This window comes from Streptomyces sp. NPDC017940 (assembly GCF_044328435.1).
Taxonomy (GTDB): Bacteria; Actinomycetota; Actinomycetes; order Streptomycetales; family Streptomycetaceae; genus Streptomyces.
Map to the genome: position 1 here is coordinate 630,471 of NZ_JBIRHJ010000003.1, position 20,146 is coordinate 650,616.

Annotated in this window: 18 protein-coding genes and 1 riboswitch; of the genes, 10 read left to right on the top strand and 8 right to left on the bottom strand. The window is 72.6% G+C overall.

Annotated features, from left to right (window positions below; all coding sequences use genetic code 11):
• Positions 1-40 precede the first annotated feature (40 nt).
• Positions 41-796 (top strand): decaprenylphospho-beta-D-erythro-pentofuranosid-2-ulose 2-reductase, encoded by a 756-nt coding sequence (locus ACH4DX_RS12850; protein ID WP_398122000.1) that lies wholly within the window; start codon positions 41-43, stop codon positions 794-796.
• Positions 797-836: 40 nt separating this feature from the next.
• On the opposite strand, the gene ACH4DX_RS12855 is transcribed toward ACH4DX_RS12850, so the two are convergent.
• From ACH4DX_RS12855 to glyA, 3 genes are all read right to left on the bottom strand, one after another.
• Positions 837-1,418: a 2'-5' RNA ligase family protein gene (locus tag ACH4DX_RS12855; RefSeq protein WP_398121999.1), complete on the bottom strand. Its 582-nt coding sequence runs from the start codon at positions 1,416-1,418 to the stop codon at positions 837-839.
• 156 nt (positions 1,419-1,574) lie between these two features.
• Entirely contained in the window at positions 1,575-2,612 is a 1,038-nt protein-coding gene (trpS, locus tag ACH4DX_RS12860; RefSeq protein WP_398121998.1) for a tryptophan--tRNA ligase, read from the bottom strand.
• A gap of 192 nt (positions 2,613-2,804) precedes the next feature.
• Positions 2,805-4,073 (bottom strand): serine hydroxymethyltransferase, encoded by a 1,269-nt coding sequence (glyA, locus tag ACH4DX_RS12865; RefSeq protein WP_398155070.1) that lies wholly within the window; start codon positions 4,071-4,073, stop codon positions 2,805-2,807.
• Between the two features lie 41 nt (positions 4,074-4,114).
• A riboswitch (ZMP/ZTP riboswitch) is annotated at positions 4,115-4,205 on the bottom strand.
• Between the two features lie 266 nt (positions 4,206-4,471).
• Here glyA and rocD point away from each other — a divergent pair.
• The gene (gene rocD / locus ACH4DX_RS12870; protein ID WP_398155071.1) at positions 4,472-5,674 is read left to right on the top strand and encodes an ornithine--oxo-acid transaminase; all 1,203 of its coding nucleotides are present in this window, start codon (positions 4,472-4,474) and stop codon (positions 5,672-5,674) included.
• Between the two features lie 261 nt (positions 5,675-5,935).
• On the opposite strand, the gene ACH4DX_RS12875 is transcribed toward rocD, so the two are convergent.
• The gene (locus ACH4DX_RS12875; RefSeq protein ID WP_398155072.1) at positions 5,936-9,376 is read right to left on the bottom strand and encodes a BTAD domain-containing putative transcriptional regulator; all 3,441 of its coding nucleotides are present in this window, start codon (positions 9,374-9,376) and stop codon (positions 5,936-5,938) included.
• 166 nt (positions 9,377-9,542) lie between these two features.
• On the opposite strand from ACH4DX_RS12875, the gene ACH4DX_RS12880 reads away from it, so the two are divergent.
• The 3 genes from ACH4DX_RS12880 (at position 9,543) to ACH4DX_RS12890 (ending at position 12,199) form a co-directional block, all read left to right on the top strand.
• Entirely contained in the window at positions 9,543-10,562 is a 1,020-nt protein-coding gene (locus tag ACH4DX_RS12880; protein ID WP_398155073.1) for an NADP-dependent oxidoreductase, read from the top strand.
• 80 nt (positions 10,563-10,642) lie between these two features.
• Complete coding sequence (locus ACH4DX_RS12885) at positions 10,643-11,224, top strand: NAD(P)H oxidoreductase (RefSeq protein WP_398155268.1); 582 nt, start codon at positions 10,643-10,645, stop codon at positions 11,222-11,224.
• A gap of 108 nt (positions 11,225-11,332) precedes the next feature.
• Positions 11,333-12,199: a polysaccharide deacetylase family protein gene (locus tag ACH4DX_RS12890; protein WP_398155074.1), complete on the top strand. Its 867-nt coding sequence runs from the start codon at positions 11,333-11,335 to the stop codon at positions 12,197-12,199.
• 242 nt (positions 12,200-12,441) lie between these two features.
• On the opposite strand, the gene ACH4DX_RS12895 is transcribed toward ACH4DX_RS12890, so the two are convergent.
• Positions 12,442-12,870, bottom strand: coding sequence for an ATP-binding protein (locus tag ACH4DX_RS12895; RefSeq protein WP_398121992.1), 429 nt, complete (start codon positions 12,868-12,870; stop codon positions 12,442-12,444).
• A gap of 124 nt (positions 12,871-12,994) precedes the next feature.
• Between ACH4DX_RS12895 and ACH4DX_RS12900 the strand changes: the two genes are divergently transcribed.
• The 3 genes from ACH4DX_RS12900 (at position 12,995) to ACH4DX_RS12910 (ending at position 14,694) form a co-directional block, all read left to right on the top strand.
• On the top strand, positions 12,995-13,831 hold the full coding sequence (locus ACH4DX_RS12900; protein WP_398155269.1) for a helix-turn-helix domain-containing protein: 837 nt from the start codon (positions 12,995-12,997) through the stop codon (positions 13,829-13,831).
• On the top strand, positions 13,828-14,001 hold the full coding sequence (locus ACH4DX_RS12905) for a DUF397 domain-containing protein (RefSeq protein ID WP_398155075.1): 174 nt from the start codon (positions 13,828-13,830) through the stop codon (positions 13,999-14,001). The genes ACH4DX_RS12900 and ACH4DX_RS12905 overlap by 4 nt, the downstream gene beginning before the upstream one ends.
• A gap of 144 nt (positions 14,002-14,145) precedes the next feature.
• Entirely contained in the window at positions 14,146-14,694 is a 549-nt protein-coding gene (locus ACH4DX_RS12910; protein WP_398155270.1) for a Uma2 family endonuclease, read from the top strand.
• A 37-nt stretch (positions 14,695-14,731) separates the two neighbouring features.
• On the opposite strand, the gene ACH4DX_RS12915 is transcribed toward ACH4DX_RS12910, so the two are convergent.
• Complete coding sequence (locus ACH4DX_RS12915) at positions 14,732-15,682, bottom strand: LysR family transcriptional regulator (RefSeq protein WP_398121990.1); 951 nt, start codon at positions 15,680-15,682, stop codon at positions 14,732-14,734.
• A gap of 683 nt (positions 15,683-16,365) precedes the next feature.
• A complete protein-coding gene (locus ACH4DX_RS12920) occupies positions 16,366-17,763 on the bottom strand; it encodes a PLP-dependent aminotransferase family protein (protein WP_398155076.1) in 1,398 nt (465 codons plus the stop codon).
• Between the two features lie 47 nt (positions 17,764-17,810).
• Between ACH4DX_RS12920 and ACH4DX_RS12925 the strand changes: the two genes are divergently transcribed.
• Both ACH4DX_RS12925 and ACH4DX_RS12930 read left to right on the top strand, forming a co-directional pair.
• Complete coding sequence (locus ACH4DX_RS12925) at positions 17,811-18,332, top strand: carboxymuconolactone decarboxylase family protein (protein ID WP_398155077.1); 522 nt, start codon at positions 17,811-17,813, stop codon at positions 18,330-18,332.
• Positions 18,329-19,063, top strand: a complete 735-nt coding sequence (locus tag ACH4DX_RS12930) for an isocitrate lyase/phosphoenolpyruvate mutase family protein (RefSeq protein ID WP_398155078.1) — start codon at positions 18,329-18,331, stop codon at positions 19,061-19,063. The genes ACH4DX_RS12925 and ACH4DX_RS12930 overlap by 4 nt, the downstream gene beginning before the upstream one ends.
• A 117-nt stretch (positions 19,064-19,180) precedes the next feature.
• On the opposite strand, the gene ACH4DX_RS12935 is transcribed toward ACH4DX_RS12930, so the two are convergent.
• Entirely contained in the window at positions 19,181-20,146 is a 966-nt protein-coding gene (locus ACH4DX_RS12935) for a glycine betaine ABC transporter substrate-binding protein (protein WP_398155079.1), read from the bottom strand.

A 20,146-nucleotide genomic window follows, 5' to 3' on the forward strand; every position in this document is an offset into this window, starting at 1 on the left:
CGCATGCACCCCGACCGCACCCCGACCCCGGAGGACCCCCGTGAAAGACGCTTTCGGCACCCCCCAGTCCCTGCTGATCCTCGGCGGTACGTCCGAGATCGCCCTGGCCACGGCCCGCCGCCTGGTGGCACGCCGCACCCGCACGGTCCACCTGGCGGGACGCCCGTCGCCCGCCCTGGAGAAGGCCGCGGAGCAGCTGCGCGACATGGGCGCCGACGTCCGTACGGTGCCCTTCGACGCCCTGGACTCCGAGTCCCACGCCCCCACCCTCGGCAAGCTCTTCCAGCAGGGCGACATCGACATGGTGCTGCTCGCCTTCGGCATCCTCGGCGACCAGGCCCGCGACGAGGACGACCCGCTCGCCGCGGTCCGCGTGGCCCAGACGAACTACACCGGCGCCGTCTCGGCGGGCCTGGTCTGCGCCCGCGCGCTCCAGGCGCAGGGCCACGGCTCCCTCGTCGTGCTCTCCTCGGTGGCCGGTGAGCGCGCCCGCCGCTCCAACTTCATCTACGGCTCGAGCAAGGCGGGTCTCGACGCCTTCGCCCAGGGCCTCGGCGACGCCCTGCACGGCACCGGCGTGCACGTCATGGTCGTGCGCCCCGGCTTCGTACGGTCGAAGATGACGGCGGGCCTCGAGGAGGCGCCCCTGGCCACGACGCCGGGCGCGGTGGCGGAGGCCATCGAGACGGGACTGCGCCGCCGCTCGGAGACGGTGTGGGTGCCGGGGACGCTGCGCGTGGTGATGTCGGCGCTGCGCCACGTGCCGCGCCCGGTCTTCCGCCGCCTGCCGGTCTGACCGGCGTGCACCCCGCCGGGGGCGGGCGCCCGGGGCCCGGTCAGCGGGCGGGCAGCGTGCCCCGCGTCGCCGGGGCGCCCGCCTGCGGGGGCACCGTGGAGCCGCCGAAGGGGAACTCGCGCAGCTTGCGCCAGACGGCGTCGGGCCCCTGCTCGTACAGCGCGAAGCCCGTGCACGGCCACGCGGCCTCGTACCCCGCAAGCTCCTCGAACGCCCGGTCCATGGCCTCCTCGGCGATGCCGTGGGCGACCGTGACATGCGGGTGGTACGGGAATTGCAGTTCGCGTACGAGCGGTCCCGAGGAGTCACGGACCCGCTCCTGGAGCCAGGAGCAGGCCGAGCCGCCCTCGACGACCTGCACGAAGACGACCGGCGACAGGGGCCGGAAGGTCCCGGTGCCGGACAGCCGCATCGGGAAGGGCCTGCACGCGGCCGCGACCGCGGCCAGGTGCTGCTCGATCGCGGGCAGCGCGCCGGAGTCCACCTCGGTCGGCGGCAGCAGCGTGACATGCGTGGGGATGCCGTGCGCGGCCGGGTCCCCGAAGCCGGCGCGCAGCTCCTGGAGCAGGCTGCCGTGTGGCTCCGGAACCGCGATCGACACACCGATCGTTACGGTCCCCACGTCGTACTCCTGTCGTCGTGTCGATGGGCGGTCGGCGGGCAGCGGCGGCTGCCTCGCCGTACGGCGGGTACTGCTCCTGCGGGTGGCCCGGTCCGGTTCGGCCGGGGTCCTTCCGGGCTCGGCCCGGGGTCCTTCCGGGGTGCGTCCGGGTCGGGCTCAGTGCTTGGCGGGCAGGAAGCCCACCTTGTCGTATGCCTGGGCCAGGGTCTCCGCCGCCACGGCACGCGCCTTCTCCGCGCCCTTGGCCAGGATCGAGTCCAGCGTCTCCGGGTCGTCCAGATATTCCTGCGTGCGGTCGCGGAACGGGGTGACGAACTCGACCATGGCCTCGGCGAGGTCGGTCTTCAGCGCACCGTAGCCCTTGCCGGTGTACTTCTGCTCCAGTTCCGCGATACCGGTGCCGGTGAGCGTGGAGTAGATGCTGAGCAGATTGCTGACGCCCGGCTTCTCCACGGGGTCGTACCTGATCACGGTGTCCGTGTCGGTGACCGCGCTCTTGACCTTCTTCGCGGTGGCCCTCGGCTCGTCAAGGAGGTTGATGAGGCCCTTCGGCGTGGACGCCGACTTGCTCATCTTGATCGCCGGGTCCTGGAGGTCGTAGATCTTCGCCGTCTCCTTGAGGATGTACGGCGCCGGGACCCTGAACGTCTCCCCGAAGCGGCCGTTGAACCGCTCGGCCAGGTCGCGGGTCAGCTCGATGTGCTGGCGCTGGTCCTCACCGACCGGCACCTCGCCCGCCTGGTACAGCAGGATGTCGGCGACCTGGAGCACCGGGTACGTGAACAGGCCCACGGAGGCGCGGTCGGCGCCCTGCTTGGCGGCCTTGTCCTTGAACTGCGTCATCCGGCCGGCCTCACCGAAGCCCGTGAGGCAGTTCATGATCCAGGCGAGCTGGGCGTGCTCGGGCACGTGGCTCTGCACGAACAGGGTGCAGCGCTCCGGGTCGAGACCGGCGGCAAGGAGCTGGGCGGCGGCGAGCCTCGTGTTCGCGCGCAGCTCGGCGGGGTCCTGCGGGATCGTGATCGCGTGCAGGTCCACGACCATGTAGAAGGCGTCGTGGGACTCCTGGAGCGCCACCCACTGGCGGACGGCGCCCAGGTAGTTGCCGAGGTGGAACGAGCCGGCGGTGGGCTGGATCCCGGACAGGACGCGAGGACGGTCGCCGGGGAGAACGCGGGGACGATCAGAGGCCATGCTCAGCATTCTCTCAGGTGCCGCCCGTTGGTCGGGAACTGGTGCGTGACGAGCGCGGACCGGTTCGGTCCGTACGGTGCGCCGAAGGCGCGGGGACGGGTCCTGGCGCCTCCCGCGGGCCGTGGCCCGGCAGCCGCCCGGCCGGGAGTCGGTCGACGCCCGGCCGGGCCCCGGGGGCGGTGGGCCCCGGGCTCACGTCACCGGCAGGCCCGGCGCCGGGAAGGCGGCCATCAGGTCGGCCACCTCCGCGCGGATCTTCCGCAGGGCGTCCTCGTCGCCGGTTGCGGCGGCGCGGACCGCGCGGTCGATCCAGTCGGCGACGGTGTCCATGTGGGCGGTGCCGAGCCCCCGGGAGGTGAGGGAGGGGGTGCCGATGCGCACGCCGGAGGGGTCGAACGGCTTCCTCGGGTCGTAGGGGACGGTGTTGTGGTTGACGACGATCCCGGCCCGGTCCAGGGCCTTCGCGGCGACCTTGCCCGGCACGTCCTTCGGCGTGAGGTCCATCAGGACCAGGTGGTTGTCGGTGCCGCCGGAGACGAGGTCGAAGCCGCGCGCGAGCAGGGCGTCGGCGAGGGCACCGGCGTTGGCGACGACGGCGTGCGCGTAGTCGCGGAAGGAGGGCTCCGCGGCTTCGCGCAGGGCGACGGCGATGGCGGCGGTGGTCTGGTTGTGGGGGCCGCCCTGGAGGCCGGGGAACACGGCCTTGTCGATGGCCTTGGCGTGCTCCTCGCGGGCCAGGAGCATCGCGCCGCGCGGGCCCCGCAGGGTCTTGTGGGTGGTCGTGGAGACCACGTCGGCGTGCGGCACCGGCGAGGGGTGGGCGCCACCGGCGACGAGGCCCGCGATGTGGGCGATGTCGGCGACCAGGACGGCCCCCGCCTCCCTGGCGATCTCGGCGAAGGCGGCGAAGTCGATGGTGCGGGGCAGGGCGGTGCCCCCGCAGAAGATCAGCTTCGGCCGCTCCTTCAGGGCGAGTTCGCGGACGGCGTCGAAGTCGACGAGGCCGGTGTCCTGCCGTACTCCGTACTGCACGCCGCGGAACCACTTGCCGGTGGCCGAGACCCCCCAGCCGTGGGTGAGGTGGCCGCCCATGGGCAGGGCCATGCCCATGACGGTGTCGCCGGGCTCGGCGAAGGCGAGGTACACGGCGAGGTTCGCCGGTGAGCCGGAGTAGGGCTGGACGTTGGCGTGGTCGGTGCCGAACAGGGCCCTGGCGCGGTCGGCGGCCAGGCGCTCGACCTGGTCGATGTTCTGCTGGCCCTCGTAGTAGCGGCGGCCGGGATAGCCCTCGCTGTACTTGTTCTGGAGGACGGTGCCGGAGGCTTCGAGGACGGCGGCGGAGACGTAGTTCTCGCTGGGGATCAGGCGGAGCGTGTCGGCCTGGAGCCGTTCCTCGGCGTCGACCAGGGCGGCGAGTTCGGGGTCGGCGGCGGTCAGGGCGGGGTGACGGGAATGGCTCATGGCGTCCTCCGGGGCGAGCGGTGATGGTGTCCGGTCGGGTCCCGGGGTGCCCAGGCGGGCGGCACCTCGAAGGCGTTGCCTCGCACGGCTCCCTCAGGGTCGATTCCCTGTGCGCCAGTCGCCGTGCTGTCAGGGCCAGGTTAACGGTCACGCCGCTCCGGCGGCTTCCCTCGTCCAGAATGCGAGTGACGATGGGAAGGGGAGCCCGCACCGGGCCCCGCCCGGGAACCCCCGCCCGGGGGCCCCGCCCGGGGGTCCGAGCCAGAGCACCCCGCCCAGGAGTCCCAGTCCAGAGATCCAGGCCCACAATCCAGGCCCGCCGGCCCCGACCCGACGCCGGACCCATGTGTGCCGCAAGGAGCGTGCGACCCGTGCGCACCGCGAGAAACGGAGACCCCGTGTCTGCTACGGAAGAACTCATCGCCTCGGCCGAAGCGCACAGCGCGCACAACTACCACCCCCTGCCTCTCGTGGTCGCCTCGGCACAGGGCGCGTGGATGACGGACGTCGAGGGCCGCAGGTACCTCGACATGCTCGCCGGGTACTCGGCGCTCAACTTCGGACACGGCAACCCGCGCCTGATCGACGCGGCGAAGAAGCAGCTCGACCGGGTGACGCTGACGTCGCGGGCGTTCCACCACGACCGCTTCGCCGAGTTCTGTACGCGCCTCGCGGAGCTGTGCGGCAAGGAGATGGTGCTGCCGATGAACACCGGCGCGGAGGCCGTGGAGACGGCCGTGAAGACCGCCCGCAAGTGGGGGTACCGCGTCAAGGGCGTCCCCGACGGGCGCGCCAGGATCGTGGTGGCCAGGGACAACTTCCACGGCCGCACGACGACGGTCGTCAGCTTCTCCACGGACCCCGAGGCGCGCGCGGACTACGGCCCGTACACGCCGGGCTTCGACATCGTGCCGTACGGCGACCTCGCGGCGCTGCGCGCGGCGGTCACGGACGACACGGTGGCGGTGCTCCTGGAGCCGATCCAGGGCGAGGCGGGGGTGCTCGTGCCCCCGCCCGGCTACCTCCCCGGCGTACGGGAGCTGACCCGTGACCGGAATGTCCTGTTCATCGCGGACGAGATCCAGTCGGGGCTCGGCCGGACGGGCCGGACGTTCGCGTGCGAGCACGAGGGTGTGGTGCCGGACGTGTATCTGCTCGGCAAGGCGCTCGGCGGCGGGGTGGTGCCGGTGTCGGCGGTGGTGGCGGACACCGGTGTGCTCGGCGTGTTCAGGCCGGGCGAGCACGGGTCGACGTTCGGCGGCAATCCGCTGGCGTGCGCGGTGGGCCTCGAAGTGGTCGCGATGCTGGAGTCCGGCGAATTCCAGCAGCGGGCCACGGAACTCGGCGAGCACCTGCACTCCGAGCTGCACCTGCTCGTGGGCACGGGCAAGGTCACCCGGGTGCGCGGGCGCGGACTGTGGGCGGGCGTCGACATCGACCCGGCGCACGGCACCGGCCGGGAGATCTCCGAGAAGCTGATGGAGCGCGGGGTCCTGGTCAAGGACACCCACGGCTCGACGATCCGCATCGCGCCGCCCCTGGTGATCAGCAAGGAGGACCTGGACTGGGGGCTCGCCCAGCTCCGCTCGGTCCTCGCCTGACCACTGCACCGGTCCCTGCCCGACGGCTGCGTCGGTCCCTGCCCGACCGCTGCGTCGGTCCTGGCCTGACCACTGCACCGGCCTCCGCCTGACCGCCGCGTCGGTCTCCGCCTGACCACTGCGTCGGTCCCCGCCTGACCACCGCATCGGTCCCGCCTGACCACCGCATCGGCCCTCGCCCGAACACGGCACTCGATGTGCGGTGCCCATCCCGGGGTCCCAGGGCCCCGGGGTCCCGGGGTCCCGGGACCCCGGGGGCCGTCAGTGGCCGCCCGCGTGCCTCCCCGCGCCCCCGACGGGGCGCGGTACCCCAAAGGGCCGCGCCGGGGCCGCCCGGCCCGTGTCCCCCTTCTCGTACGCCGCCTCGAACGCGGTGGCGCCGATAGCGGCGCGGGAGCGGGCGGTGGCGCGGTCCACGTCGGTGCGTTCGGCCGGGGGCAGCGGGGCGCCCTCGGCCCGGCGGAGGGCCGCCGCCTCGCCGAGGAGGGCGGCGGCGGCCAGGTGCTCGCCCGCCAGGGAGCGGGCGCCCGCCAGGCCTTCGAGGGCCAGGGCCACGGCCCGGTTGTCGCCGGTGCGCCGGGCCTCTTCGAGGCCCTCGCGGTGCAGGGTCTCGGCGCGCGCGGCGTCACCGCGCTGCTCGGCGACGTAGCCGAGCTGGGCGAGGACGAGGGCGGCGCCGGAGGTGACGGCGAAGCGCCGGTTGAAGTCGAGCCAGGGCAGCAGCAGGCGTTCGGCGGTGTCCAGGTCGCCGCGGCGGCGCGCGCCGAGGGCGAGGCCCGTCTCGGCGAACTGCTGCGCGGGCCGGTGGGACTGCTGTCCGGCGAGGCGGGCGGCCCGCTCGTGGTACTCGTCGGCGCGGTCGGGGTCGCCGGTGAGCAGGGCGATGCGGCCGAGCCGGGAGAGCCTGAAGGAGACCTCGGTCCAGAGTTCGAGCTCCTCGGCGCCGCGCATGCCCTCGCGCTGGAGGCGGGCGGCCACGTCGTAGTCGGCGGTGATCTCGGCGAGCACACCGAGCAGTTCCGCGGACTGGAACTGCCCCCAGCGGTCGCCCAGCTCCTCGTACAGCGCGGCGCTGCGCTCGGCGTCGCTGCGCAGGCCCACGAGGTCGCCGCCGTAGAGGGCGCGGACCGAGCGGGTGGCGAGCGCGGCGGCCTCACCCCAGCGGTCGCCCGCCGCGCGGAACTCGGCGAGCAGCCCGTCGATGCGCCGCGCCTCCTCAGCGGACCGGTCGTGTCCGCAGCGCGCGAAGGCGAGGAGCCAGCGGGAGCGGGCGTCCGCGCCACTGGTGTCGAGACCGCGGTCCGCTCCGTGCGCGCCCCCGCCGTCTCCGTGCGTGCCCTTATCGGCTCCGTACCCGCCCTCGCCTGCTCCGTACGCACCCTCGTCCTCGCCCACGAGCAGGGAGAAGGCGCTGCGCGCGGTGGCGGCCGAGGCCCGGGCCGTCCGCAACTCCGGGGGCAGGGCGGCCGTGCCCTGGGCGGCCGTGCTCAGGTCGAGGGCGAGAACCAGGGAGCGGATGGCTTCGGTGAGCCGGCCGCGCAGGTACCAGTACCAGGTCTGGGCGTTGACGAGGCGCAGCGCGAGGGCGGCGTCGCCGTCGGCGGCGGCCCGGTCGAGGGCGGCGCGCAGGTTCACGGTCTCGGCGTCGAGGCGGTGCAGCCAGCGGCGCTGGTCGCGGCCGTGCAGGGTGGAGGCGGCACGCTCGGCGAGGTCGGCGTAGTGCTCGGCGTGACGCCGCGCGAGTTCCTTCGACTCACCCGCGTCGCCCAGGCGTTCGAGGCTGTACGCGGTGACGGACTCCAGCATGCGGTGGCGCGGCGGCGCGCCGGGCGCGGGGGGCGCGGTGACGAGCAGGGAGCGGTCGACGAGGCGGGTGACGAGGTCCAGGACGTCCTCGGCGTCCAGCTCGTGCGGAACGCGGGCGTCGGGGGCTCCTGAGGGGGCGTCCCGGGCGGGGGCCAGTACCGCTTCCGCGCTCTCCAGGGTGAAGCCGCCCCGGAAGACGGCGAGGCGGCGCAGGGCGCGCCGCTCCGGCGGCGTGAGCAGCTCCCAGCTCCAGTCGATCATCGCGCGGAGGGTGCGCTGGCGGGCCGGGGCGTCGCGGCGCACCTGGCTGAGGAGGCGGAAGCGGTCGTGCAGCCGGTCGGCGAGGTCGTGCACGCCGAGGGCGCGGACGCGGGTCGCCGCCAGTTCGACGGCGAGGGGTATGCCGTCCAGGCGGCGGCAGATGAGGGCGACGGCCTCGCGGTTGTCGTCGTCGAGGGCGAAGCCGGGGGCGGTGGCCGCCGCGCGCTCGGCGAAGAGGCGGACCGCCGCGTCCTCCCCGAGGGGCGCGACGGCTTCCAGGGTTTCGCCGGTCAGGGCGAGGGGGTCCTGGCTTGTGGTGAGGACGTGCAGGTGGGGGGCGTGGCGCAGGAGGTGGGCGACGAGGGGGGCGGTGGCGTCCAGGACGTGTTCGCAGTTGTCCAGGAGGAGCAGGGCGTGGTGGGGGGCGAGGGTGCGGATGAGCCCTGCCGGGGGCTCCCCCGGCCCGCCCCTTCCCGGGACCGGGGGCCGGGCCCCCGGGCCGCCCTCCCGGTCCCCGGCCTTGTCCTCGAACGCCGGACGGGCCGGAACCTGGCCCGGGGCCTCGTCCTCCCTGACACCGAGCGCCGCGGCCACCGCCTCCGGCACCCCCTCCCCCGTCGTCCCCGCCAGTTCCACCAGCCACACCCCGTCCGGGAAGTCCTCGGCCAGGCCCGCCGCCGCCTCCAGGGCCAGGCGGGTCTTGCCCACGCCGCCGGGGCCCGTGAGGGTCACCAGGCGGTCACGGCGTACGAGTTCGCGTACGCGGGTGACGGCGCCGGTGCGGCCCACGAGGCCGGTCGTGGGGGCGGGGAGGTTGGTGCGCGGGGGTTCGGCGGCGGCGGGCGCCGAGGCGGGCGCGGGTGCCGGTGGCGGCGGGGTCAGGTCCGCTTCCTGGCGGAGCATCGCGCCGTGCAGGGCGGTGAGTTCGGGCCCGGGGTCGGTGCCGAGTTCGTCGGCGAGGCGGACGCGCAGGTCCTCGTACGCGGCGATGGCCTCGCTCGGCCGTCCCGCCCCGTACAGCGCCCGCAGATGGGCCGCGCGCAGCCGCTCCCGCAGCGGGTGGCGGGCCACGAGGTCGGCGAGCGCGTCGGCGAGGGCGGCGTGCTCACCGAGGTCGAGGCGGAGTTCGGCGAGCGTCTCGTGGGCGGTGAGGTGTTGTTCCTCCAGGCGCGCTGCGGCCGTCCTCGCGAAGTCCGCGTCGCGGAAGTCGGCGTAGGCGGGGCCCCGCCACAGGGCGAGCGCGTCGGTGAGGAGGCCGGCCCTGGCGCGGGGTCCCGCGGTGGTCTCGTCGTACGCGGCCGCGGTCAGGGCGGCCGTGAAGCGGGCCGCGTCGGTGGCGTCGGCGGCGATGCGCAGCGCGTAGCCCGCCGGGCCGTACGTCACGAGGTCCCGGCCGCCCGGCTCGGCGGCGAGGGCGCGGCGCAACTGGGAGACCTTGGTCTGGAGGGAGTTGGCCGGGTTCGCGGGGATCCTCGTGCCGCCCCACAGGTCCTCGACCAGGGCGTCCACCGGGGCGGGGTGGGGGGCGCGGACGAGCAGCGCGGCCAGGAGGGTGCGCACCTTCGCCTCCGGTACGGGGACGGGGTCGCCGTCGTCCGTACGCACCGTGAGTGGGCCGAGCACCTCGAATCGCATGGGGCAACCGTAATCGGCCCCGCCGGGCGCGCGTCGTGCGTGGACCGTCGGTGATCCGTGCGCGGGTCCCGGCACCTTGTTCCTCGTCAGCAGGAACGCGGGGCGAGCGCAGCCGCCCCGCACCCACCGCACCACTGCACACCGCAGAGAAGGAACGGGACATCCCATGCCGAACTCTCGTGAGATCCGTCTTGCCGCCCGGCCGGTCGGTTTCCCCTCCCCCGCCGACTTCGCCCTGGTCACCACCGAGGTCCCGGACACCGTGGCCGACGGGCAGGTCCTGGTCCGCAACACCTGGATGTCCGTGGACCCGTACATGCGGGGCCGCATGGACGACGTGCCGTCCTACATCGCGCCGTTCGAGCTGGGCGCGCCCCTGGAGGGCAACGCGGTCGGCGAGGTCGTCGCGTCGGGCTCGGCCGGTGTGCCGGTGGGCGCCACCGTCGCGCACTTCGCCGGCTGGCGGGAGTACGCGGTGCTCGACGCCGCCGATGTGACGGTGATCGACACGTCGGCGGCCCCCGCGTCGGCCCACCTGGGTCCGCTGGGGGCGACGGGCCTGACGGCGTACGCGACGCTGAAGCGGATCGCGCCCATCCGTGCGGGCGACGTGGTGTTCGTGTCGGCGGCGGCGGGCGCGGTCGGCAGTGTGGCGGGCCAGGTGGCGCGGGCGCTCGGCGCGTCCCGGGTGATCGGTTCGGCGGGCGGCCCCGAGAAGACGAAGAAGCTGCTCGACACCTTCGGGTACGACGCGGCGCTCGACTACCGCCAGGGCGCGCTCGACGCGCAGCTGGCGCAGGCGGCGCCCGACGGCATCGACGTCTACTTCGACAACGTCGGCGGCGACCACCTCCAAGCCGGGATCGGCGCCATCCGCCGCGACGGCCGGATCGCGCTGGTCGGCGGGCTCGGCGAGTACAACGCCACCGCACCCGTACCGGGCCCGGACAACCTCCTCTGGGCGGCGAAGCAGGAGGCGACCCTGCGCGGCATGCTCGTCACCAGCCACCTCGACCTGTTCCCGGAGTGGATCGCGACGGCGTCCGCCATGATCGCGGACGGGACGCTGCGTACCGAGCAGACCGTCGTCGAGGGCATCGCCGCCGCGCCGGACGCCTTCCTCGGCGTCCTGCGCGGCGCCAACACCGGCAAGATGCTGGTCAAGATCGCGGAAGAGGCCAAGTGATGGCGGCGCCGGCGACGACGACGGCGGTGAAGGCGGTGACGACGACGACGGCGGTGACGGCGGTGACGGCGACCGCGAGGATGAAGGTCCTGCTGGTCACCGGCCACCCCCGGGCCGACTCGCTGACCGCCCAGCTCGCCCGGCACGCCCGGGCGCGGCTGACGGCCGAGGGCCACACGGTCGACCTCCTCGACCTGGAGGCCGAGGGCTTCGACCCGCGGATGACGCCCGCCGACGAACCGGACTGGGACGACCCGCACAAGGAGTACTCGCCCGAAGTCCGCGCGCACATGCGGCGCGTGGCGGACGCGGACGCCGTCGTGGTCGTCTTCCCGCTGTGGTGGTTCGGTCTGCCCGCGCTCCTCAAGGGCTGGGTCGACCGGGTCTGGAACAACGGTTTCGCGTACGGCCGCGAGGACAAACTGCTCGCCGGGAAGCGGATGCTGTGGTTCAGCCTGGTCAGCTACGACGAGGCGCAGTTCGCCGACCTGGGCTGGCAGGACGTGGTGACGCGGATGCTCGGCAGGGGCGTCTCGCAGTTCTGCGGGATGAGACCGGAGCTGGTGGCGGTGCGGTATGTGTACGAGGCGTTGAGTGTGGGCGAGGGGGCGTTCGAGGTCCTCGACGGGGCGCTCGACGAGTTGACCGGCTCCGGGTCCTGACCTGGCCCGCGTCCCGGGCTGTGCCGCTTGACCCTCACATCAATGTGAACGTTCGAACATGTTGCCCGAGCGGCACTTTCGACTTCGTACGCATCCGAGGTGAGCGTCATGGACAACGAACTGTACGACTACAGCCCCATCGCGGGCCGGGAGACGATCCGGTGGCCCGAGGGCAAGCGGGTCGCCTTCTACGTCGGCCTCAACGTGGAGCACTTCGAGGTCGACAAGCCCGCGACCAGCATCTTCGCGGGCACCTCGCACCTCACCCCGGATCCGCTCAACCACGGCTGGCGGGACTACGGGCCGCGGGTCGGCTTCTGGCGCACCTTGAAGACCCTGGACCGGCACGGTGTCAGAGCGAGCGTTCTCCTCAACTCGGATGTGGGGGACCGCTATCCGCAGATCGTCGAGGCGGGCAGGGAGCGGGACTGGGCGTGGCTCGCGCACGGCAAGAACAACTCGATCTTCCAGGCGGACATGGCGGAGGACGAGGAGCGGGCGTACCTCACGGACGTCGTCGACACCATCGGGCGGACGACCGGGACACGGCCGCGGGGCTGGATGGGGCCGGGCCTGACGGAGACCTTCCACACGCCGCGGCTGCTGCGTGAGCTGGGTCTCGACTACGTCCTGGACTGGACGGCCGACGACCAGCCGTTCCCCCTGAACGTGCCGGGGATGCTGAGCGTGCCGTACTCGGTGGAGCTGAACGACATCAGCCTGTTCGTCAGCAAGGACACCACCGGCCCGGACTTCGTGACGATGCTGAAGGACCAGGTCGACCAGCTGGCGGCGGAGGCGGAGGCCGACGACAGCGGACGCGTGCTGCCGCTGGCTCTGCATCCCTTCGTCATCGGGCAGGCGTTCCGCGCGAAGTACCTGGACCAGGCCCTGGAGTACGTCGTCAACCACCCGGGCGTGTGGGTGACGACGTCGGACGAGATCGCGGAGCGCTATCGCGCGCAGCGCGGTTGATCCGGTACTCACCCGGATGAGGGAGCTGACGGGGTGCGCCGGGGCTCGTGCGGGACGGGGGCGTGCCGCGCCTCCCGAAGTCCGCGCCGTCTCCCCTGCTCCGAGCGTCCGTGCGCCCTGGCATCCGCCGCCGCCGATCCGCGACGGTTCACAGCGTGCGGTGCGGCTGACGGCACCGCGCACGCCCTGGACCGGCGGCGGGGCCCCCTCCCCTTCTGGGCTCCGCCGTCCAGCCCCCGGCGTCAGCTCCCTCCGTCCAGCTCCGCCCACACCGTCTTCAGCGGCTCCGGCCCCAGCTCGACGCCCCACCGGTCCGCGAGCGCCGCGACGATCACGAGCCCTCGGCCCGACTCGTCCTCCCCGTCCGGCTCCCGTACGACGGGCAACCGGTCACCGCGTGTGTCCGCGACCTCGATCCGGAGCACGCCGTCCGCCCTCCTGGTGAGTGTCAGCCGGAAGTCCCGCGCGGGGACCCTGCCGTACACGGCGGCGTTGGCCGCCAGTTCGGCGACGATGTGTTCCGCGTCCTCGTGGGGCTGTGCCCAGGCACGGAGTTGCTCGACCGCGAGCAGCCTCGCCCTGCGGGCGCCCCTCCACGTGGCGGGCAGTTGGGCGCAGTAGCGCCGCTCGGTCCTTGCGGAACGCACGGTTCGGGTGATTTCTGAGTTCACGTGACTCAGCGTGGTCGCTGGCGCTTAGCCTGAACAGTGATGATGCCTGTACGTACGGTGACTGTACGGTCCTGTCCCTGCCCGTACCGGCCGTACCCGTGACCCGGGGAGGTCCGCCGTGAGTATGGACGACATCGGCTGGGAGGTCGACGCCGACGACGAGTCCAGCGCGATCGCCGAACTCATCGGACGGCAGGTCAAGTCCTGGCGGGAGGGGGCGGGGTTGCGGGCTGTGCAGTTCGGTGAGCTGATGGGGTACGGGGAGAATTTGATCCACAAGGTGGAGCGGGGGGCGCGGATTCCTCGGCCTGAGTTTCTGGATCGGGCGGATGAAGTTCTGGGTGCGGCTGGGCACTTGCGGGGACTCAAGCCCGACGCCGAGAAAGCCCGGTACCCGAGGAAGGTTCGGGACGTCGCCAAGTTGGAAGCCCAGGCGGTCGAGGTGTGCTCGTACAACAACTCCGTGGTCGACGGGCTGTTGCAGCACGAGGACTACGCGGAAGCGGTGTTCAGCAACCGTCGCCCGCCCCTCCCGCACAACGAGGTGGAGTGGCGGCTGCTCGCACGCATGGACCGCCAACGGATCCTCAAGGACGCGGTCGGGCGTACCGTCTTCAGCTTTGTGCTGTGCGAGTCGACATTGCGGCGCAACCCTGGGGGCACAATGACACTGCGCAACCAGCTCGAACACTTGTCGGCGATCGGCGGTTTGCGGAACGTGGACATCCAGATCCTGCCCTTGAGCCGCGAGCGGAACACAGGACTCGAAGGGCCCTTCCGCCTGACCAAGCTCAAGGACGGCACCACCGTCGGACTGATCGAGGTCCAGCTCGCCAGCCGCGTGGTCACCGACCCGAAAGAGGTCCAGATCCTCGACATGCGCTATGGCATCATCCGAGCCCAGGCCCTGACGCCAGAGGAGTCACAGGACTTCATCGAGAGGATGGAAAGGGAGTCATGACGCTGGAGTGGATCAAGAGCAGTTACAGCACGGCTGACGGACCGTCGTGCGTTGAGATAGCCGCGACCCCCGGCACCATTCACATCCGCGACTCCAAGACCCCCGAGGCTCCCCACCTCACCGTCACACCCGCTGCCTGGGTGCACTTCCTGCGCCGCTCCGTCGAGTGAACCGTACGCAAGGCTGTGCCTCAGGCGTGGTGCAGGACCCGCCCCGCCGTCCTGCCGAGGTCGCGGTGCTCGACGCGGCATTGCCGCCCGACCGCTCTTTCTAGGCGCCCGGAGGAAGCCGTGACCGCAGACCTCCCCGACTGGATGATCCCGCCCAGGCCCAGCGGGTGGGAGGCCGAAGACCTCGACCATCTCCCCCAGGCGCCGCGGCATACCGAACTCATCGACGGAGCCTTGATCTTCAAGGTGTCGCCGCAGCGGTCCTGGCACTCCAGGCTCGTGGAGAACCTGACCTTCGCCCTGCGGCAGGCGGCACCCGCCGGTTCGGAGACCGAGCGTGAGATGACCGTCCGCCTCGACAGGAAGAGCCGCCCCGAGCCGGACATCCTGGTCACCACCGCCCCGTACGACCCCGACCGCACCTGGTACGCCCCTGAAGACGTCACCCTGGTCATCGAGGTCGTCTCGGAGGAATCCGCCGACCGCGACCGGTCCCTGAAGCCCTTCAAGTACGCGCAGGCCAAGATCCCGCACTTCTGGCGCATCGAGGACGAGGCAGGTGCCCCGTCCGTCCACACCTACGAACTCGACGTCATGACCAACGCCTACGTGGCAACGGGCATCCACAGGACCCGGCTGGAGGTGGCGGTCCCCTTCCCCGTCGACATCGACCTCGACGGACTCGTGCCCTGACTCCCCGGCAGGGGTCGTCGGATACGTCTCGGGCCCGCTACCTCGGCTGAGCCCACGACGGACGCCACGTTTTCGCGGGCTCCGCCGCCGCACGGCCCCGGCGCGCGGCGAGCAGGTGCTCGCGCAGCGCGGTGAGGCCGGGGTGCGGGTTGTCGGTGTGCCACAGCAGCGAGTGGGGGTAGACGGGGGTCGGGTCCCGCAGGGGGACGAGACGCAGGTCGTGGCCCGCCGGCCAGACGAGCGGGGTACGGTCGCTGAGGAAGGTCGCCAGCGTGGCGGAGTCCGCGATCGTGTCGAGGAGCGACTCGATGCCGAAGTGCGGACTCGGCCCGACGACGTCCACGGTGAAGCCGAACACCGCCGCCATCTCGTCGTAGTAGGCGGCCCACTCGGTCCCGGAGGTGTTGCCCGGCATCCAGATCCGGTGCCCCGCGAGCTGCGCCGGGGTGATCGAGCGCGCCCCCGCGAACTCGTGGGCCGGGCCGGTGAACAGGCCCATGGGCTCGTCGAGCACGGGCACGGCCTCGATGTCGTCCGGGAGTTCGCTGCCCGGCATGGTGACCGCCCGGAACGTCGCGTCGATCACTCCCGACCTCAGCGCGGCGACCGCCGCGTCGACGCCGAAGAGGGTCACGACGTCGAGATCGGTCTCCGGGTGCGCACGGTGGAAGTCCCGCAGCAGCCCGGCTGTGGCGACCCTGCGGCCCACCACGTCTACGCGCAGCGCCCTGCTTCCCGGCTGCACGGACGCCATCGCCCGCTCCTCGGCCCGGAGCAGCGCCCGGGCGTGCGGCAGGAACGCCTGGCCGTCGATGGTGATGCGCGCGCCCCTCGGGGTGCGGTCGAACAACCGCACCCCCAGGTCCCGCTCCAGCGCGGCCATCCTCTTGGACACGGCCTGCTGGGTGATGCCCAGATCGACGGCGGCCTCCTGGAACTGGCCGGTGTCGGCGGCGGCGACGAAGGTGCGTACGGCGTTGAGGTCCACCCGGCTAGCCTAGGGCCCGGTATACAACTGTTGGTTGTGTTGCGGAGAGGGCGGAGGGGACTGCGGGGCGGTGGTGCCCCCCTTCACCGCCCCTACCGCGCGCAGTGTCAGCGCACCGCCCACTTGAGCGGCTCCTTGTAGTACCCCCGTCCCGCCGGGGCCCCTCATGCCCCCCGGCACTTACAGGTGAACGTGGCCGCCCGGAGTAGGCCAGAGTGGCGCTTCCGGGGCGGAAGTAAAGGGCGCCCTCCGGGCGTCGGCTGCGCCGATTCCGCTGCGCTCCACCCTTGACTTCCGCCCCTCCAGCGCGCGTTGCTGTTGTCCGGGCGGCCCCCGGGGTGGGGCTCCGGATCACCTCCGGTGATGGCTGTCCGCCTTCGTCGCCGTCTGCCGCCCGGCACATACAGGGCACCCCGCATCGATACGTGCCCGGAGGTCGGTCGAGCAGTCGGCAGCGTTGAGCCGGTTCGGCAGCGAGCGGCGATCCGGTTTGGTGGTCCGGCGTGCCTCGTCGGGCATGCCGCCCCGGGGCCAGCCGGTTATCTACTTCGCGAAAGTTGCGTGAAGTGCGTAGGGGGCGCGAAGTGTGTGGCGCGCGCCCCCTGCGCCTCCTGCGTCCTCAAGGCACCGCCCTGCACAGGGCTTGCGTCCTCAAGGCACCGCCCTGCATAGAGCCTGCGTTCTCAAGGCAGCGCCCTGCACAGGGCTTCCAGTGCCGCCTCCCACGCTCGGTCCGATGGTGTTCCGTAGCCCACCACCAGTGCGTCCAGCGGGGGTTCCGCCGTCTGCGGGTGTCGGAAGCGGGACAGGCCCTGGAGGGCCAGGCGCTGCCAGTGGGCGGCCTGGACCACCGTCTGTTCGCTGCCCGGCGGGAGGCGCAGGACCGCGTGCAGGCCCGCCGCGATGCCGGTCACGCGGACGTCGGGGGCGTGCTCGGCCAGGGATGCCACCAGGTGGTCGCGCCGGCGGCGGTAGCGCAGGCGGGCGGACCGGACGTGGCGGTCGTAGGCGCCCGACGTCAGGAAATCCGCCAGCGTCAGCTGTTCGAGCGTGCTGCTGGCCGCCCCGTGTGCGTCCTTCAGCTCGGCGGCCTCCGGGGCCAGGGCTGCGGGCAGCACCATCCAGGCGAGCCGCAGCCCCGGAGCGAGGGACTTGCTGGCCGTGCCCAGGTAGATCACGCGGTCGGGGTCGAGGCCCTGGAGCGCGCCGACCGACTGACGGTCGTAGCGGAACTCCCCGTCGTAGTCGTCCTCCAGGATCAGGCCACCCGCACGGCGCGCCCAGTCCACCGCCGCCGCCCGCCTGTCTGGGTGCAGCGGCACTCCCGTCGGGAACTGGTGCGCCGGGGTCAGCAGGGCCGCCCCGTGCCCGGTGAGGGCGTCCGTGTGGGCGCCCCGGTCGTCCACGGCGAGCGGAACGGTGCGCAGGCCCGTGCGGTCCAGGCGCTCCCAGTGCAGGTCGAGGCCGTACGACTCCACGGCGATCCGCCCGAGGCCGCACGCGTGCAGCAGGGTGCCGAGCAGGGTCAGGCCGTGCGCGATGCCCGGTACGACGACGATCCGGTCGGGGTCGGCTCGGACGCCGCGAGCACGCGCGAGGTACGCGGCGAGCGCCGCGCGCAGCTCGACACGGCCCCTCGGGTCGCCGTACCCGAGGGCGTCGTCGGGCGCTGCCGCTAGCGCCCGCCGGGCCGACTTGAGCCACTGCGCGCGCGGGAACGACGCCACGTCCGGTCTGCCCGCCATCAGGTCGTACGTGGGTGCGCCGCCCGTCCGCCGCGGGCGCGGTGCCGCCACCGGGCCCGGCACGGCACGCTCGGCGACCCGCGTGCCCGAGCCCTGCCGTGCCGTCAGCCAGCCCTCCGCGACCAGGTCCGCGTACGCGTCGGCCACGGTGTTGCGGGCGATGCCGAGATCCGTGGCGAGGGAACGGGACGACGGCAGACGGGTGCCGGGCGCGAGCCTGCCGCCGCGCACCGCCTCGCGCAGGGCGTCGGTCAGGCCCCTGCGGACACCCGAAGCCATCGCCGCGGGCGTGTCCAGGTGCAGGTCCACCCCCAAAGTGGCCCAGGAATTCTCCATGGAAATGGACTATACCCCTGGGCTAATCGCGCCGTAGCGTCTTGGCCATGACGAACATCGACAGCAGCAACGAGAACGAGCGCCTTCCCGAGCACCTGCCCCGACTCAACGTCGCCGAGCACGCCCCCGAGGCGTACAAGGCCATGATCCGGCTCGCCACCGCCGCGAAGAAGGGCCTCGACCCGGTCGTCTTCGAACTGGTGCAGATCCGGGCCTCGCAGATCAACCACTGCGCGTTCTGCATCGACATGCACACCAAGGACGCCCTCGCCGCGGGCGAGAGCGTCGAGCGGATCGTGCAGCTCAGCGCCTGGGAGGAGTCCAAGCACTTCTACACGGCCAAGGAGATCGCGGCCATCGAGCTGACCGAGGCCGTCACCCTCCTCACCGACGGCTTCGTACCGGACGACGTGTACGAGCGGGTCGCCAAGCACTTCGACGACGCCGAGATGGCCCACCTGATCGCCGCGATCACCCTCATCAACGGCTGGAACCGCATCGCGGTGACCTCCCGCCTGGTGCCGGGCCACTACACGCCGGGCTCGACCGCGCACCGGCCCGCCGAGTGACCGGCACCGCCGCGGCGTTCGGCGCGCTGCACCGGGACCGTGCTCCCGGCGATCCGCTCGTCCTGCCGGGACCGTGGGACGCGGCCAGCGCCCGCGTCTTCGAGGAGGCCGGGTTCCCCGCGCTCGCCACACCCAGCGCGGGCGTCGCCGCCTCCCTCGGGTACGCCGACGGGTCCGTGCCGCCACGCGAGATGTTCGAGGCCGTGGGGCGGATCGCGCGGGCCGTGTCGGTGCCCGTCAGCGCGGACGTCGAGGACGGGTACGGGCTCACCCCGCGGAGGCTGGTGGGGCGCTTGCTCGACGCCGGTGTCGTCGGCTGCAACCTGGAGGACTCCTGGGGGCGCGAGGGCACTGCCGTGGGAAGCCTCAAGGACGCGCAGGAGCAGGCGGACTACCTGGCGGCGGTGCGCGAGGTCGCCGGCGCGGAGCTGTTCGTCAACGCGCGCGTCGACACCTACGTCCGCGGGGTGCCGGACCTGGCGGAGACCGTGCGGCGGGCCCGCCTCTACCTCGCCGCCGGGGCGGATTCCGTGTACGTCATCATGGCGCCCGTCGACGTCATCCCCGCCCTGCGGGACGCGATCGACGCACCGCTCAACGTCGTCCACCTTCCGGGCGGGCCGTCCCCCAAGGAACTGGGTGAACTGGGGGCCTCGCGGATCACCTTCGGCCCCGGGTTGCACCACCGCGCGACCGAAGCCCTCCGGGAGATCGCAGCGGGGTTGGGATAAGGACCTGTAGACCCGGTCCTCGAACGCCGGACGGGCTGATTCTCAGCCCGTCCGGCGTTTGAGGACGAGGCGCGCAGCGCCGATGGGCGGGAGCCAAACGGGCGGCAACCCGCAGGGTCACTTCGGCAGCCAGGACCTCCACTTCGACTCGTTGGAGTCGATCCACTCCTTCGCCGCGTCGTCGGGCGACATCTTCTTGTCGGCGATCAGGAGGGAAACCTCGTTCTGGTCGGCCTCGGACCACCGGAAGTTGCGGAGGAACTCCGCGGCCTTGCCGCCGTTCTTCGCGAAGTCGGCGTTGAAGTACTTCTGGAGCGGCGTGTGCGGGTAGGCGCACTTGATCTTGGCGGGGTCGGCGTCGCAGCCCTCCTTGTAGGCGGGGAGCCGCACCTCCGTCATGGGCACCTTCTCGAACAGCCACTGCGGCTTGTACCAGTAGGTGAGGAAGGGCTTCTTCTGCTTGGCGAACTGTTCGATCTGGGTGATCTGGGCCGCCTCGGAGCCCGCGAAGACCACCTCGAAGTCCAGGTCCAGGTTCGCCACCAGGGCCTTGTCGTTCGTCACGTACGACGGGGAGCCGTCCATGAGCTGGCCCTTGTCGCCGCTCTCGGAGGTGCGGAACCGGTCCGCGTACTTGTTGAGGTTCTTCCAGTTCGTGACGTCCGGGTGCTTCTCGGCGAAGTACGTCGGGACGTACCAGCCGATGTGCCCGGTCACGCCGACATCGCCGCCGGGGACGATCGTCTTCTTGTCCTTGACGTAGCGCTGCTCCTGGTCCGGGTGGCCCCAGTCCTCCATGATCGCGTCGACGCGGCCCTGGCTGAGGGCGTCCCAGGCGGGCACCTCGTCGATCTGGACCTTGTCGACGCGGTAGCCCAGCTCGTTCTTGAGCAGGTACTCGGCGACGGCGACGTCCGCCTGCGCGCCGACCCAGGACTGGACCGAGAGCGTCACCGTTTTGGCGCCTGCGGCGTTCGCGTACGGGGACGCCTGCTTGGTCATGTCGGCGGCGCCGCAGCCGGAGAGCGCGAGCAGCGCGCCGGTCGCCGTGACGGCGCTCATGACACGGGTACGAACGCGCAT

Excerpts from the sequence above, each read along its gene's own strand:
- ACH4DX_RS12885 (WP_398155268.1), top strand. The coding sequence starts at position 10,643 with ATGAAGGTCCTGCTGGTCACCGGCCACCCCCGGGCCGACTCGCTGACC.
- trpS (WP_398121998.1), bottom strand. The coding sequence starts at position 2,612 with ATGGCCTCTGATCGTCCCCGCGTTCTCCCCGGCGACCGTCCTCGCGTC.
- ACH4DX_RS12925 (WP_398155077.1), top strand. The coding sequence starts at position 17,811 with ATGACGAACATCGACAGCAGCAACGAGAACGAGCGCCTTCCCGAGCAC.
- ACH4DX_RS12900 (WP_398155269.1), top strand. The coding sequence starts at position 12,995 with ATGGACGACATCGGCTGGGAGGTCGACGCCGACGACGAGTCCAGCGCG.
- glyA (WP_398155070.1), bottom strand. The coding sequence starts at position 4,073 with ATGAGCCATTCCCGTCACCCCGCCCTGACCGCCGCCGACCCCGAACTC.
- ACH4DX_RS12935 (WP_398155079.1), bottom strand. The coding sequence starts at position 20,146 with ATGCGCGTTCGTACCCGTGTCATGAGCGCCGTCACGGCGACCGGCGCG.
- ACH4DX_RS12910 (WP_398155270.1), top strand. The coding sequence starts at position 14,146 with ATGATCCCGCCCAGGCCCAGCGGGTGGGAGGCCGAAGACCTCGACCAT.
- ACH4DX_RS12875 (WP_398155072.1), bottom strand. The coding sequence starts at position 9,376 with ATGCGATTCGAGGTGCTCGGCCCACTCACGGTGCGTACGGACGACGGC.
- ACH4DX_RS12890 (WP_398155074.1), top strand. The coding sequence starts at position 11,333 with ATGGACAACGAACTGTACGACTACAGCCCCATCGCGGGCCGGGAGACG.
- ACH4DX_RS12905 (WP_398155075.1), top strand. The coding sequence starts at position 13,828 with ATGACGCTGGAGTGGATCAAGAGCAGTTACAGCACGGCTGACGGACCG.
- ACH4DX_RS12920 (WP_398155076.1), bottom strand. The coding sequence starts at position 17,763 with ATGGAGAATTCCTGGGCCACTTTGGGGGTGGACCTGCACCTGGACACG.
- ACH4DX_RS12880 (WP_398155073.1), top strand. The coding sequence starts at position 9,543 with ATGCCGAACTCTCGTGAGATCCGTCTTGCCGCCCGGCCGGTCGGTTTC.